The 13,938-nt window shown below is 55.4% G+C and carries 15 protein-coding genes (1 of these 15 only partly in view); 1 reads left to right on the top strand and 14 read right to left on the bottom strand.

Annotated features, from left to right (window positions below):
* From AC13H5_RS01885 to acpS, 8 genes are all read right to left on the bottom strand, one after another.
* Positions 1 to 1,043, bottom strand: the beginning of a protein-coding gene (locus tag AC13H5_RS01885) for a Tex family protein (RefSeq protein WP_483546541.1). Its footprint begins 1,084 nt before the window's first position; only the first 1,043 of its 2,127 coding nucleotides appear in the window; its start codon is at positions 1,041 to 1,043; its stop codon lies off the left edge, out of view.
* 75 nt (positions 1,044 to 1,118) lie between these two features.
* Entirely contained in the window at positions 1,119 to 1,919 is an 801-nt protein-coding gene (gene sigB / locus AC13H5_RS01880; RefSeq protein ID WP_021068185.1) for an RNA polymerase sigma factor SigB, read from the bottom strand.
* Positions 1,885 to 2,361: an anti-sigma B factor RsbW gene (gene rsbW, locus AC13H5_RS01875; RefSeq protein WP_021068184.1), complete on the bottom strand. Its 477-nt coding sequence runs from the start codon at positions 2,359 to 2,361 to the stop codon at positions 1,885 to 1,887. The genes sigB and rsbW overlap by 35 nt, the downstream gene beginning before the upstream one ends.
* Positions 2,358 to 2,684 carry an STAS domain-containing protein gene (locus AC13H5_RS01870; RefSeq protein ID WP_128123185.1) on the bottom strand — a complete coding sequence of 109 codons (327 nt, stop codon included), beginning with the start codon at positions 2,682 to 2,684 and terminating at the stop codon, positions 2,358 to 2,360. The genes rsbW and AC13H5_RS01870 overlap by 4 nt, the downstream gene beginning before the upstream one ends.
* A 140-nt stretch (positions 2,685 to 2,824) precedes the next feature.
* Positions 2,825 to 3,175: a type II toxin-antitoxin system PemK/MazF family toxin gene (locus tag AC13H5_RS01865; protein ID WP_029596222.1), complete on the bottom strand. Its 351-nt coding sequence runs from the start codon at positions 3,173 to 3,175 to the stop codon at positions 2,825 to 2,827.
* Positions 3,176 to 3,180: 5 nt separating this feature from the next.
* The gene (locus AC13H5_RS01860) at positions 3,181 to 3,459 is read right to left on the bottom strand and encodes a hypothetical protein (RefSeq protein WP_021068181.1); all 279 of its coding nucleotides are present in this window, start codon (positions 3,457 to 3,459) and stop codon (positions 3,181 to 3,183) included.
* Between the two features lie 129 nt (positions 3,460 to 3,588).
* The gene (gene alr, locus AC13H5_RS01855; protein ID WP_483546201.1) at positions 3,589 to 4,665 is read right to left on the bottom strand and encodes an alanine racemase; all 1,077 of its coding nucleotides are present in this window, start codon (positions 4,663 to 4,665) and stop codon (positions 3,589 to 3,591) included.
* Positions 4,643 to 5,020: a holo-ACP synthase gene (gene acpS, locus AC13H5_RS01850; RefSeq protein WP_483546200.1), complete on the bottom strand. Its 378-nt coding sequence runs from the start codon at positions 5,018 to 5,020 to the stop codon at positions 4,643 to 4,645. The genes alr and acpS overlap by 23 nt, the downstream gene beginning before the upstream one ends.
* A 63-nt stretch (positions 5,021 to 5,083) precedes the next feature.
* Between acpS and AC13H5_RS01845 the strand changes: the two genes are divergently transcribed.
* The gene (locus AC13H5_RS01845) at positions 5,084 to 5,809 is read left to right on the top strand and encodes a rhomboid family intramembrane serine protease (protein ID WP_034780868.1); all 726 of its coding nucleotides are present in this window, start codon (positions 5,084 to 5,086) and stop codon (positions 5,807 to 5,809) included.
* A gap of 47 nt (positions 5,810 to 5,856) precedes the next feature.
* Here AC13H5_RS01845 and argF read toward each other — a convergent pair whose 3' ends face one another.
* The 6 genes from argF to argJ are packed head-to-tail and all read right to left on the bottom strand — an operon-like array spanning position 5,857 to position 13,937.
* Positions 5,857 to 6,783 carry an ornithine carbamoyltransferase gene (argF, locus tag AC13H5_RS01840; protein ID WP_483546199.1) on the bottom strand — a complete coding sequence of 309 codons (927 nt, stop codon included), beginning with the start codon at positions 6,781 to 6,783 and terminating at the stop codon, positions 5,857 to 5,859.
* Positions 6,780 to 9,800: a carbamoyl-phosphate synthase (glutamine-hydrolyzing) large subunit gene (gene carB, locus AC13H5_RS01835; RefSeq protein ID WP_483546198.1), complete on the bottom strand. Its 3,021-nt coding sequence runs from the start codon at positions 9,798 to 9,800 to the stop codon at positions 6,780 to 6,782. The genes argF and carB overlap by 4 nt, the downstream gene beginning before the upstream one ends.
* Positions 9,793 to 10,842 carry a carbamoyl phosphate synthase small subunit gene (locus AC13H5_RS01830; RefSeq protein ID WP_483546197.1) on the bottom strand — a complete coding sequence of 350 codons (1,050 nt, stop codon included), beginning with the start codon at positions 10,840 to 10,842 and terminating at the stop codon, positions 9,793 to 9,795. Before AC13H5_RS01830 ends, carB begins: the two co-directional genes overlap by 8 nt.
* Positions 10,839 to 11,984, bottom strand: a complete 1,146-nt coding sequence (locus tag AC13H5_RS01825) for an aspartate aminotransferase family protein (protein WP_483546196.1) — start codon at positions 11,982 to 11,984, stop codon at positions 10,839 to 10,841. Before AC13H5_RS01825 ends, AC13H5_RS01830 begins: the two co-directional genes overlap by 4 nt.
* Entirely contained in the window at positions 11,944 to 12,723 is a 780-nt protein-coding gene (argB, locus tag AC13H5_RS01820; protein ID WP_483546195.1) for an acetylglutamate kinase, read from the bottom strand. Before argB ends, AC13H5_RS01825 begins: the two co-directional genes overlap by 41 nt.
* Entirely contained in the window at positions 12,720 to 13,937 is a 1,218-nt protein-coding gene (argJ, locus tag AC13H5_RS01815; protein ID WP_483546194.1) for a bifunctional glutamate N-acetyltransferase/amino-acid acetyltransferase ArgJ, read from the bottom strand. Before argJ ends, argB begins: the two co-directional genes overlap by 4 nt.
* Between the last annotated feature and the right edge of the window lies 1 nt (position 13,938).

Below are 13,938 nucleotides of genomic sequence, written 5' to 3'. Positions count from 1 at the left end.
CCCGCGACATCGTGTTTCGGTGCCGTCGGATAGAAGACACCGACTTCTTCGACTTTCCCGATCTCATTGACGACGGCCCATTTACAACCTGTGCGATAGGCCGGGTCAATCCCTAGGACGACGACCTCACGAAGCGGCGGTTGCATGTAGAGTTGCTTCAAGTTTTTCGAGAACACGTCGATCGCCTGTTCTTCGGCCGTCTCGGTCAATTCGCTACGAATCTCACGTTCGATGGCCGGAAATACCGACTTCTTGAACGCGTCCTTCACGGCGAGCGTGACGAGTTCGCGTTTCTCTGTCGGCAAACGGTCAAACTTGCCGAGCGCTTGTCGCATGAAGCCGGCTTCGTCGAAGACAACCTTCACTTGCAACACGTCCGTGCGCTCTCCCCGGTTCAAAGCGAGAATCCGGTGCGGGACGATTCCTGCGATTTTTTCTTCATATTCATAATACTGGGCGAACACTTCTTTCTCGTCTTCCGCTTGTTTTTTCTTCTGCGAACGAAGGAGCGCCTCTTTCCGGACTCGTGTTCGAAGTGATTGTCGAAGCGTCGCCACTTCGCCCCACTCCTCCCCAATGATTGATTGGACGAACGGAAGTGCTTCTTCAAGCGAAAGATCACCCGCTAACGACTGCGCTTCTTTCAGCGAATAGGGTGTCGGTTGACGATACCAGTCAGCGAGGGCTTGTAGTCCTTTCTCCCGCCCTTGTTCGGCTTTCGTCCGTCGCTTCGGACGATAAGGGAGATAAATGTCATCGACTTGTTGCAGGCTCGTCGCCGCTTCAAGCGCCCGTGTCAATTCCGGCGTCGCCTTCTCGAGTTCTTCAAGTTTGGCGAGGACGTCCGTCTTACGCTTGTGCAAACTCTCTTCATATTGTAAGGCGTCGAGAATCGCTTTGATTTCGACTTCATCGAGATTACCGGTCATTTCTTTACGGTACCGGGCCATGAACGGAATCGTCGCTCCGTCCGCGGCAAGTTGTTGCACCGTCTCGACTTGACTCGTCTTCAACTTCAACTCTTTTGCGACTTTCGTAATCAATCGAATCACTTCCTTTTCTCTTCTCTCTAGAAGTGTAGCAAACTCACGCCTAGACGACAAAAAAACGATGACCATTTAGTCATCGTTTGAGAATACTTCGTTGAGCGGGACTTTGATGGCCTCACGTAACTTCTCAAGCGCGCGTCGCTGCAAGCGCGATACGTGCATCTGCGAAATCCCGAGGAGTTCACCCGTCTCTTTTTGGCTCATGTTTTTATAATAAGCACATTCTAAAATCGCCTGTTCCCGTTCGTTCAGCACACTGAACGCTTTTTCAAGGATGAGGCGCTGGTCGACCGATTCGTAGCCACGCTCTTGGCTTCCGACAAGGTCGAGGAGCGTGACGGTCGAACCTTCGTTGTCCGCTTCGATTGAGCTGTCGACGGAAAGGGCTTGGTAGCTCTTGCCCATCTCGAGCGTCTCGAGAATCTCTTCATCGGAAACGCCGAGGTGATCGGCAATCTCATCGATGCGCGGTGAACGTTGCAACTCGGTCGTCAATTCCTCGACCGTCTTCTTGATTTTCGGTCCAAGCTCTTTAATCCGGCGCGGAACGTGGACGCTCCACGTCTTGTCACGGATGAAACGCTTGATTTCACCGATAATCGTCGGAACGGCAAACGATTCGAAACTGCGTCCGAACTCAGGGTCGAAACGACGAAGGGCAGCGAGAAGTCCGATCATCCCGACTTGAACGAGGTCATCGTGGATAGCCCGGCCGCGTGAAAACTTTCGTGCAAGTGCCTCAACGAGGTCCGAGTATCGGTTAATGAGGAGCATCTGGACTTCTTCATTTTGATCGTCCTGTTGATAACGCTCAATCCACTCTAATACTTCATCATCACTGTGATGGCGTTGTTGAGATTTTGCTGGCACTCTGATCCACCTCGTCCCTGTTAAGGAGTTTCGTCATCGTCACCTTGACACCATTGTCCTTGTTGATCGAGACGTCATCCATTAAGGCTTCAATGAGGAAAAGACCGAGTCCTCCTTCGTGAAGCGATTCAATTTCAGCCGTCTCTTCGACTGGCGCCGCTTGGCGTTTCACGTCGTCGGCAAACGTTTTGCCCGAGTCCTCGATCGTCATCTCGAGACGATCTTGATGGACGCCACACGTGAGTTTCACTTCACCCTCTTGATCTTCATAGGCATGTTGAACGGCATTGCCACAGGCTTCCGAGACCGCGATTTTAATATCTTCGATCTCGTCGTACGTATATCCCATACGGTTAGCGATTCCTGAGACGACTAAACGGACCACACCGACATACTCCGGTTTGGCCGGGAACGTCATCACCGTCTGTTCGATGTTACTCATTGCGTGCCACCTCTTACGTTTGTATTGATCGAAAGCAACTTGTGCAGTCCTGTCAATTCAAAGAGACGATTGACGCGGTCAGTGACGCCGACGAGCGACAACTCTTTCTCATTACGTTTGGCTATTTTAAGGGCACCGACAAATACGCCGAGACCAGTTGAATCCATATAGTCCACTTCATCCAAATGAACGGTGACGTCTTGGTCCGTGATTGCCGGGTGCAAGACTTCCTTCAATTTTGGTGCGGTATATGTATCCACTTCTCCAGATACGTAAAGGTGTAATTGTTCTCCAATGACTTGCTCGCGAATCGCTAAATCCATCGTATATTCCCTCCTAATGTGCGTACAGAAAAATTGAGTACGATTAAACTAAATTCCCGTTTTACAGAATTCTAAACTATTTTTCAAAGGTTTTTTTGAAAAAAAACCGATACCCATGTATCGGTTTCTTTATATGTAAGCTAGAGAGGGATTAATCCCAGACTAATCTCTAGCGCTCGGTCAACTTTGTGCATCGTCTCATCATCAAGATGAGTGACTTTATCCGTCAGACGACGCTTATCAATCGTTCGAATCTGTTCAAGTAAAATCACGGAATCTCGTTCGAGACCATGTTTGACTTGATATACCTCTACATGAGTCGGCAGTTTTGCTTTCTGGATCTGAGCCGTAATCGCAGCGACAATGACGGTCGGGCTAAAGCGATTGCCGATATCGTTTTGAATGACGAGAACCGGACGAACTCCACCTTGCTCTGAACCGACTACGGGCGACAGATTCGCATAAAACACGTCACCACGCTTTACGATCACTCCGCTCACACCCCGCTTACTTGACGTAAGAGAGCATGTTCGGCTTCCGTCTCAATCATCAGCATCTCTTCTGCCATATTCAAATTAAACGCGGCCATCTCTTGATAGCCTCTCGCCAATTCTTCGCGCAGTGTTTGTTGTCGATCAGCAATTTCTTTGGACAAGTACGTCACTACATCGTTCAATGACAATGATTCACGGTCTTTCATCGAAATCGGACCCACATGTTGCGAGAACCGATCTGGAACGGACGCTAAAGCACCCGCAGTTCGCTGTTTCAACATCTTACACCTCCAGAATCGTTTCAATGACTGGCGGAAATATTCCCGCGTTCTTTACCAATATAACACGCGAGTTTGGGAAAATATAGAGAATTCCCGAAAGAATTCAGATAATTTCACACGTTTTCCGCTTTACACATAACGTCGCGGGAGGCGATTCGTTAATTGACAGACGACCTCATAGTTGATCGTCTCGAGATGCGTGGCCAGTTCGTCAATCGCGACTGGTCCGCCGATGAGCGTGACCACAGTCCCGACCGGCAGCTCTTTAGGAAGCCTCACCATGAAGCGATCCATGCAGACACGACCGATAATGGGACAGCGCTCTCCATTGACGTCTACTTCGAAGCCGCTCGCTTTACGAATCCAGCCGTCGGCATATCCTACCGGCACGGTACCGATCCACTCGTCCCCTGCCGTCGTGTATGTCGCCCCGTAGCTGATCGTCTGTCCAGCTTCGAGTTGCTTCACTTGCATGAGCTTGCTCTTCAACGTGAAGGCCGGACGTAAAAATGAATAGAAGGAAGCCATCTCAGCTGACGGGTAGAGCCCATAAATCGCAATTCCGACCCGCACCACGTTGTACGGCACGTCTTGTCCGGCCATGCGGATCGCTCCGGCCGAGTTTGACGTATGAATGTAGCGGAATCGCGAGTGGAGTCCATCCATCAACTGACCGAACCGCTCCTGCTGCTCATAGTAAAGCTCACTGTCCGGCTCATCCGCTGTCGCAAAGTGCGTATAAATCCCTTCGACGATAAAACGGTCATCTGCCGCTTCTAAAAGGGCATCAAGTTCGGCGCGGGTCCGCAAACCGAGACGACCCATACCGGTGTCGACTTTCACATGAACGGTGAGTGGACGGTCAGATAGATGTGTGCACGCCTCACGCAACCAGTCGGCCGAAAAGACGGACAACGTCACATCGTGTTCGGCTGCGACGCCCGCATATTCTGGGAACTGGGCCTCCATGACGAGAATTGGCGCTTTAATCCCGGCCTCTCGGAGCTCGATTGCCTCCTCGAGTAAGGCCACACCGAGCATCGTCGCTCCGTTATCAAGCGCAATCTTTGCCACTTCGACGGCACCATGCCCGTAAGCGTTCGCTTTGACGACGGCCATGAGCGCTTGCGGGATCCGTTTTTTAATTTCGATTACGTTATGTTTGATCGCCGCCCGATCGATTTCAATCCAACTTGGACGAAACATCGTGATCCCCCTCTTCAATGATGACTTGTGCCACGGCATATTGCTCGCTGTGGCTGATACTCATATGAATCCGGCCTGAGTACGGCGCCGTCATATGCGGTCGCCCGGCCTCATCCGGTAAGATTTCGATTTGTTGCCACGACAGGCCCCGGGCAACCCCGGTCCCGACTGCTTTGGCATACGCTTCTTTCGCCGCAAATCGTCCAGCGACGAATTCGATGCGCCGTTGTTCTGGATAGGCGTCCGCAAGCGCCCGCTCGGCTTCGGTCAACAGACGTGCGACGAAACGGTCATTTTTGAGCGAGCGAGCAATCCGCTCGAGCTCGACGATATCGATTCCGATCCCCACAATCACAGGACACTCGCTCCTTTCCTTTTTCACTCGTTTCCTTATACAATTAAGGAAAGAGGTGATGCTATGTTTAGTCGTACTGAGAATGTTCAAACGTTCGTCCGGGCGTATCCGCTCGTAACGCTGTTCATTGTAATCCAACTGCTCGTGTTTGTCATCGATTCTTTGGTCCCCGACCTCCGGATTGTCGCACTCGGCGGGTCATTCCATCTCGCACTCGCCCAAGGGGAATGGTACCGTCTCTTGACGGCCAACTTCATCCATTTAGGGCTCGGTCATTTGCTGTTCAACTCGTTCGCTTTGATTATCTTCGGACCTGCCATGGAACGCATGGTCGGTCACATCAAGTTCGCCGTGTTCTATATCGTGGCCGGTGTGCTTGCCAACTTGCTCACGTTCTTCACGGTGAGTGAACTGTTCTACCTGCAAGCCGGTGCTTCAGGTGCGATTTTAGCGATTCTCGGCTTTTATGTGTACATCGGTCGGTTCCGCCGGACGCTCATCTACAGCCAGGACGCTCGACTCGTTTATATCTTCGTCGCCATCAGCGCCGTGTTCACGCTCATCGGCGCGAACGTGTCACTTTGGGGACATGTGTATGGTTTCCTGGCCGGGTTCTTGCTCGCGATCCCGCTCTCCCGGTTCGCGGTGCCGTATTCGCGCCCGCTCCGTTACGGGAAGTACAAGCCACGCAAGTATTCCCCGCCCATCATTCATACGGGAGAAGGCAAATGGATTTTCTACGTGATCGTCGGATTGGCCGTGTTCGGCCTGTTCGCCCGCTTTTTATGATAGTAAAAAGAGAGGATTCGCCCGAGCGGCGAATCCTCTCTTTTCGTTTAGGCGAGCAAGGTAAGCATGAGCGCCTTTTGCGCGTGCAATCGATTCTCGGCTTGATCGAAAACGACCGATTGCGTGCCATCGATGACGTCGGCCGTCACTTCTTCGCCGCGATGGGCCGGGAGACAGTGCAGGAAAATCGCATCTGACTTCGCTTGCTGCATGAGCGAAGCATCGACTTGGAACGTCGCAAACTGCGTCAACCGTTCCGCCGCTTCCGCTTCTTGCCCCATGCTCGCGAACACATCCGTGTAAATGACGTCCGCACCCGCTGCCGCAGCGACCGGGTCTTGCCACAACGTAACGCTGCCTCCAGTAGTCGCCGCGAGTTCGTTCGCCCGTTCGAAAATCTCGGTCTCGACCGTATATGCTTCCGGCGAGGCGATGCGGATGTGCATCCCGCTGAGCGCGCCCCCGATCATGAGCGAGTGGGCCATATTGTTCCCGTCGCCGATGTACGTCAACGTCTTACCTGTTCTCGTGCCGAACACTTCCTCGACCGTCAACAAGTCGGCGAGTACTTGGCATGGGTGATGGGAATCGGTCAATCCGTTGATGATTGGAATCGAACCTGCCGAAGCGAGCGTCTCGACCGTCGCGTGGGCATACGTCCGAATCATGAGCGCATCGACATAACGGCTCATGACTTGAATCGTATCCGTCAGCGGTTCCCCACGCCCGATTTGTAAATCACTGCTGCTCAAGAACAGCGGATAACCGCCGAGTTCGACGACACCGACCTCGAACGACATCCGGGTCCGGGTCGAGGCCTTCTCGAACAAGAGCGCCACTTTCTTGCCGGCGAGCGCCGACTGGAACGCTTCCGGCTGTCGTTTGACCTTGGCCGCGAGTCCAAGCAAGTCGTCGAGTGCGGACGGAGTCAGTTCCTCGAGTGTCAGTAGATGATTGATTGTTTTCGTCGTCATAATGGTAGTCCCTCTCCTGTCTGCATCGTTTGAAGTGAACGGACCGGCATCGGTTCCGCTTGCATCGCTTGTTGATAGTACTCGGCAAGATGTGTCTCCGAGATGACGTGGACGCCGTTGCGGACGGCCGTCTCACGTGCCGCTTGTTCTTCTGGTGCGTTTGAAAATAGGACCGACACGTTTTGGAACTCGGTCGTCTCATCGAGCGCTTGATCACTATATGATGACCAGCCTTGGCCGGCTACGGTCTCAGTCCGATTCATGATGCGCGCCGTCGTCGCATCGTAACAGAAGCGTTCGGACACGTAAGGGGTCATGCTGAATTGGAGTGTCTCTCCAGTCGAGCGCATGACGGGTCCGGTGAGCGGGTCGACGCCCGGCAATTTCAAACTCGAGAACACCGGTGTCTTGATGGCATAGCCGCTCCATACCGGACGTGCCTCTGGGACGACGGTTGCCAACTCATGGCCGAACGCCGCGAGCGTCGCCCATTCGATGAGTGGTTCCCCGGTCACTTTACTGACGATCGGGACCGTCCGAGATGCACGCGGATTGATTTCGAGCACGTAGATGACGTCGTCTTTCAACACGAATTGGATATTGAGCGCACCCTTATATGCGAGCGCTTGACCAATCGTTTGAACGATGGCTTCAATCTCGGCTTGTTGCGCGCGTGACGTTTTGACCGGCGGCAGAATCATCGTCGAATCGCCCGAATGGACACCGGCTGCCTCAATCTGTTCGAGCAAGGCCGGAATGTAGACGGTTTTCCCGTCAGTGACACAGTCGACTTCGAGTTCACGTCCATCGACATACGCATCGACGAGGAGCGGATAGGTCAAGTGTGATTCGACTTGGTGCAAATCCGCCGCGGTCCGGATGATATACATGCCTTTTCCACCGATGACGTAGGAAGGACGGACGACACATGGATAGCCGAGACAATCGATCGCGGACGTCAAATCGTCAACCGATCCGACCTCTTCGCCAGGGATGTGGGCCACCCCGATCTCGTCGAGGAATTGATAGAACCGATCCCGGTCCTCCATTTGATCGATGACGTCTGCCGTCGCCCCGAGCAAGTGGTAGCCTTTGGCTTCCAGCGCATGGGCGAGTGAGATGCCGGTCTGGCCGCCGAACTGGATGAGGACGTCCTGACAGCCTTCTGCTTCCAATACGTGGACGACATCTTCAATCGTCAACGGTTCGACGTACAGTTTGTCGGCGACCGTGAAATCGGTCGACACCGTCTCCGGGTTATTGTTGATCATGATCGTCTCGACCCCGAGTTTTTGAAGCGCCCAGACGGCATGCACCGAACTGTAATCGAACTCGATGCCTTGTCCGATGCGAATCGGTCCAGACCCGATGATGGCGACTTTCGGACGCTCGCTCGGTACGACTTCAGACGTCCCGTGCCACGACCCGTAAAAGTACGGTGTGCGGCTCTCGAACTCGGCGGCACACGTATCAATCATCTGATAGACCGGATGGATGTCGTGTTCGAGCCGCATCGCTGCGACTGCGTCGGCCGTGACGTTCATCTGCTGCGCAATCTGGGCGTCGGTGAAACCGAACCGTTTCGCCTGCAACATGTTCGCTTTCGTGGACAGGTCCAGATGGATTGTCGACACGAGTCGATTGAACGTCATCATGAAGTGCGGGGCGATACCCGTCAGCGCTTCAAGCTGTGACGCCGTGGCGATTCCCCGATCGAGTAGTGCGAGGCACGCCAGGAGACGACGATCAGTCGGAGCCGAAATTTCAGCGTATAGCGCGTCAGGATCAGCTGTCGCCATCCAACTCGGATAGAGCGGACTCTGCTCGACACCGGCACCACGCCACGCTTTCTGTAGCGCTTCCTCAAGTGTTTTGCCCATCGCCATGCTCTCCCCGGTCGCTTTCATCTGCGGTCCGAGCGTCCGGTCCGTCCCATTGAACAAATCGAACGGGAACGTCGGCACTTTCGCCGTCACATAATCGAGGGCCGGTTCGAAGCTCGCCATCGTCCCGTTCGTGACGGGATTGATGCAATCGTCGAGTCGTTCCCCGAGGGCAAGACGGGTGGCGATCTTCGCGATCGGATACCCGGTCGCTTTCGAGGCGAGCGCCGAGCTACGCGACACGCGCGGGTTCACTTCAATCACGTAATAGGCGTCTTCCGTCGGATGGACGGCGAACTGGATATTACACCCGCCGACGACACCGAGTGCCGAGACGATTCGGAACGCGGCGCTCCGTAACGTCTGATGCATGACATCCGATAACGTCTGGGCCGGGGCGAACACGACCGAGTCTCCTGTATGGACGCCGACCGGGTCGATGTTTTCCATGTTGCAGACGATGATACACGTCCCGTTGGCGTCGCGCATGACCTCATATTCGAACTCTTTATAGCCGGCGATGCTCTGCTCGATCAAACACTGCGAGATTGGACTCGCCTCGAGACCACGTTTCGCGATCGTGTAGGCGGCATCAATCGTCTCCGCAATCCCGCCGCCGGTACCGCCGAGCGTGAACGCCGGACGGACGATGAGCGGGACGCCTGTCTCGGCGATGAAGCGATCAAGTCCATCGATCGATTCAATCGTCGTGCTAACCGGGAGCGGTTCCCCGAGTTCGTTCATCTTCTGTTTGAACCGTTCACGGTCTTCCCCGTCACGGATCGTCTCGAGCGACGTCCCAAGGAGGGCGATACCGTATCGTTCGAGCACGCCGGCCTCGTCCAAGGCGAGCGCCAAGTTGAGGGCGGTCTGCCCGCCGACTGTGGCGAGCAAGTGGGTCGGACGTTCTGTCTCGATAATCAATTCGGCCTTCTCTAACGTCATCGCCTCGATGTACGTGTGGTCGGCCAAACCGGGATCGGTCATGATCGTGGCCGGGTTCGAGTTAAAGAGTACGACCTCACAACCTGCTTCCCGGAGCGCTTGGCACGCCTGTGTGCCCGAATAGTCAAACTCGGCCGCCTGTCCGATGATAATCGGACCCGAGCCGATGACGAGTACTTTTTTATGCATAGACGTTCACCCCTTGTTGAATCATTTCGTCGAAGCGATCAAAGATGGCTTGTGCTTCCTTCGGTCCCGGACTGGCCTCTGGATGGAACTGAGCCGTTAGAATCGGGGCCGTCCGGTGCAACGTCCCTTCGACCGACAAATCGTTCACGTTCTCAAATAGCAGTTCGAGCGGCGTCGCTTCCAAACTGTCCCGTGTGACGACGTACCCATGATTTTGCGACGTCATCCACACTTCACCCGTCTGGACGTTCCGGACCGGATGATTGGATCCGCGGTGTCCGTAAGCCTGTTTTTCAATCTCACACCCGAAGGCGAGCGCGAGCAGTTGATGGCCCATACAAATGCCGAGTGTCGGATACGACAGTGCCACGTCACGCACATTGTCGAGGTAGCCGACCAAATCACGTGGGTCTCCCGGACCGTTCGACACGAGAATCCCGGTCGGTGCGAGCGCGTGGACTTGGGCGGCCGTCGTATCGAACGGAACGACCGTTACCGCGTACCCTCGCTCCACCATCGCTTGAACCATCGACGCCTTCACACCGAAATCAAGACAGACGATGTGTCCGCTCGCCCCGTCGCCGTGACGCACATGACTTGGCGTCGAAACGGTCTCCGTAATCTGATGTAGGTCCCCATCGAACGACACATCTGATTCAGACGTCATCACACCCCACTGATCGCCGTGTTCACGGAGCGCATGGACGAGCGAGCGCGTGTCGACGTCAGACAGTACCGGCACACCGGACTGCTCCAGCCAATCCTTCAAGTCGGTCGCCGCCCCGTTTCCGGCTAACGTCTGGACGAGCACGCCCGCCACTTGAATGTCCGCACTTTCCGATGCTGCGTCGGTCAACCCATATTGCCCGATGAGCGGATATGTGAACGCGACGATTTGACCGGCGTACGACGGATCGGTCAACACTTCTTGATAACCGGTCATCCCTGTGAAGAAGACGACCTCTCCTTTCGCCAAGCACGCACTCGTCTCCCACGTCCCGTTGAACTGTTCACCGCTTTGTAACGTCACTGTCCCCGTCATGACACCATCTCCTTTGTAATCACCTGTCCAATGATTGCGAGCGCCTCATCCACTTCGGCTTCCGTAAGCAGCAAAGACGGTAAGACGCGAATCACGTCCGGACCTGCCGCAACGACCAGGAGGCCCGCGTCTCGCAACTGTTCGATCCATGGCGCGACCGGTTGCGTCGCGACGAGCCCGAGCATCAAGCCGAGTCCACGGACCTCGATGAACGTCTCTCCGTCGACAAATTGTTCCAAGCCCGCTCGTAATCGTGCCCCCATCGCATTGACGTGGGCGAGTGCGTCCGCCTCGAACAAAATGTCGAGCGTCGCTTCCGCCGCTGCCATTGCGAGCGGATTGCCGCCGAACGTCGAACCGTGACTGCCAGCCGTGAAGACGTGCTCTGCACCTGCCGCTGTCAAAATCGCTCCGACAGGGAAACCGCTGCCGAGCCCTTTCGCGAGCGTGACGACGTCCGGTTTAAGCGGTGTCTGTTCGAACGCGAAGCGGGTACCTGTGCGGGCAATCCCGGTCTGCACCTCATCGACGACGATTTTGACCCCGTGCTCAGTCGCTTTCGCTTGAAGCGCTTCGAGCCATGCCGAGTCAGCGACGACGACCCCGCCCTCGCCTTGGACGATTTCGAGCCAGACCGCAGCCGTATCGGCATCGATCATGTCGAGTGCGTCCATGTCGTTGAACGGTGCGTGTACAAAATCAGCCACCATCGGCCCGAATCCGGCTTTGACCTTGTCTTGTCCCGTGGCTCCGAGCATGGCGAACGAGCGACCGTGGAACGATTTCGTGAACGTCACGACTTTCGTCTTGTTCGTCCATTTCCGAATCAATTTGAACGCCCCTTCGTTCGCCTCGGTCCCGCTGTTACAGAAGAACGCATGCGTCAAATGAGTCCCGGAGACGAGCATCTCGGCGACGCGAGCTTGCCCGCTGATGTTGTAAAGGTTCGACGTGTGCCACACTTTTTGCAGCTGCGCCTCGAGCGCTTGGCTCACATGCGGATGACGATGGCCCGTCCCGCAGACGGCGATGCCCATGACGAAATCGAGGTACCGTTTCCCCGTGGTGTCGGTCACATACGATCCGTTCGCCTGCTCAATCTCAATATGTCGTTGTCCGTAGGTCGGTAGTAGTGAATGCATGGTGCACCTCCTGTAGTGTTGTCCCGGGATGAACCGGGTCCTTGCCGTCACGGATGACGGCGATATCAATCCCTCCTGTTAGAGCAGCCAACAGCGCCTCGGTTTTCGGGATCATCCCCCCATAGATATCCCCTGTGGCGATGGCCGTCTGGATGTCCTCACGTGTCAGCGTTTGACGGAACGTCCCATCAATCCGGATACCTGGTACGTCGGTGATCATTTCGAAGCAGTCGGCCTGCAGCGCGACCGCGACTGCGATCGCACAATCGTCCCCGTTACAGTTCAACGTGCCTTCCGGTCCTTGTAAGAGTGATGTCACGACAGGCACGTAGCGACTCGCGAGCAATAGCTCGAACAAGTCTGTCTCGACATGGTCAACTTCTCCGACCGCCCCGAGCTCCACCAATTGTTTTCCTGTCAGCGTCTGTCCGTCCACACCCGAGAGACCGACCGCTTGAATATGGTGACGTCCGAGGGCAGCAACGATTTCGGTCTGCATCTCCCCCGCGAGCACGCGCTCGGCACCGGTCAACACGTCCGCTGTCGTGACACGACGTCCGTGTTGAAACACCGGTTCGATTTGTTGGTGCTCGCAATAAGCGGACAACGCAGGTCCACCCCCATGGATGAGCACGAGCTCATGCCCCGCCTCAAGCCACGCCTGCCATTCTTTGAAATAGTCCGGATGAAGCGTGTCCCAAACGCTTCCACCGAGTTTGACGATTTTCCGCTGTTTCATGTCCGGTAACTCGCGTTGATTTTGACGTAGTCGTAAGTCAAATCGCAGCCATACGCCTGACCTTGTCCGGTGCCGTCTTGCAACCGGATCTGAATCGGCACGATGTCTTGGCCCATCTCTTCTGTCGCGAGCGTTTCATCGAACCAGACCGGCGAACTTTCCAAGAGTACGTGCTGTGACCCGATGCGGATGTCGACGTGGTTCACGTCAATCGGTTGCTCTGATGCACCGATGGCGGCGATGATGCGTCCCCAGTTCGCATCTTGTCCATAGACGGCCGTCTTCACGAGCGACGAGCCGACGACTTGTTTCGCAATCATCCGAGCCGCTGCGTCCGTTTTCGCCCCGACAACCTCGACCTCAATCAATTTCGTCGCCCCTTCCCCGTCACGGGCAATCGCTTTGGCGAGATTCGTGCATACGTCCGTCAACGCTTGAAGGAAGCGGTCATAGGCCGGTGTCCCTTCGATGATTTCATCCATCTCGGTCAGTCCGCTCGCCAAAGCGAGCACCATATCGTTCGTCGAGCTGTCCCCGTCGACGGTGATACTGTTAAACGAGGCGTCCACGCTCTGTTTCAGCGCCCGTTGCAAGACGTCGGGTGCGATGACGGCATCGGTCGTGATGAAGCCGAGCATCGTCGCCATGTTCGGATGAATCATCCCCGAGCCTTTGGCCACGCCCGCGATCGTCACGGCGGCATCGCCTTCGGTGTACTCGACGCCCGTGCATTTCGTTCCCGTATCGGTCGTCAAAATCGCTTCCGCGAACGACTCCGCCCCCGTCTCCTCATGGATCGGTTCAAGCAAATCGATCCCGTTCAAGAGCGTCTCCATCGGCAACAGTTGACCGATGACACCTGTCGAGGCGATCGCTACTTCTTCCGGCTTGACCCCGATATGTTCGGCCGCCTTATCGCGCATCGTATACGCGTCCTCTAGCCCTTGCGGACCGGTGCAGGCGTTGGCGTTCCCACTGTTGATCAAGACGGCACGAATCTTTCCGTTCGACGCTTGTAGCGTCTCTTTCGTCACTTGAATCGGGGCCGCTTGAAACTGGTTCGTCGTATACACCGCGGCGGCACTGGCCAACTGTTCGCAGACGAGCAGGGCTAAATCCTTACGCTTCCGCTTCAGTCCGACGTGAACTCCGCACGCTTGAAACCCTTTCGGCGTGACGACGTGGACGACAGGGCTGATTGCTGTTTCAATCATT

The organism is Exiguobacterium sp. FD-YE-25-4 (genome assembly GCF_057004685.1).
The sequence above is the reverse complement of the archived record's forward strand: the minus strand, read 5'-3'. Positions and strand labels throughout refer to the sequence as shown.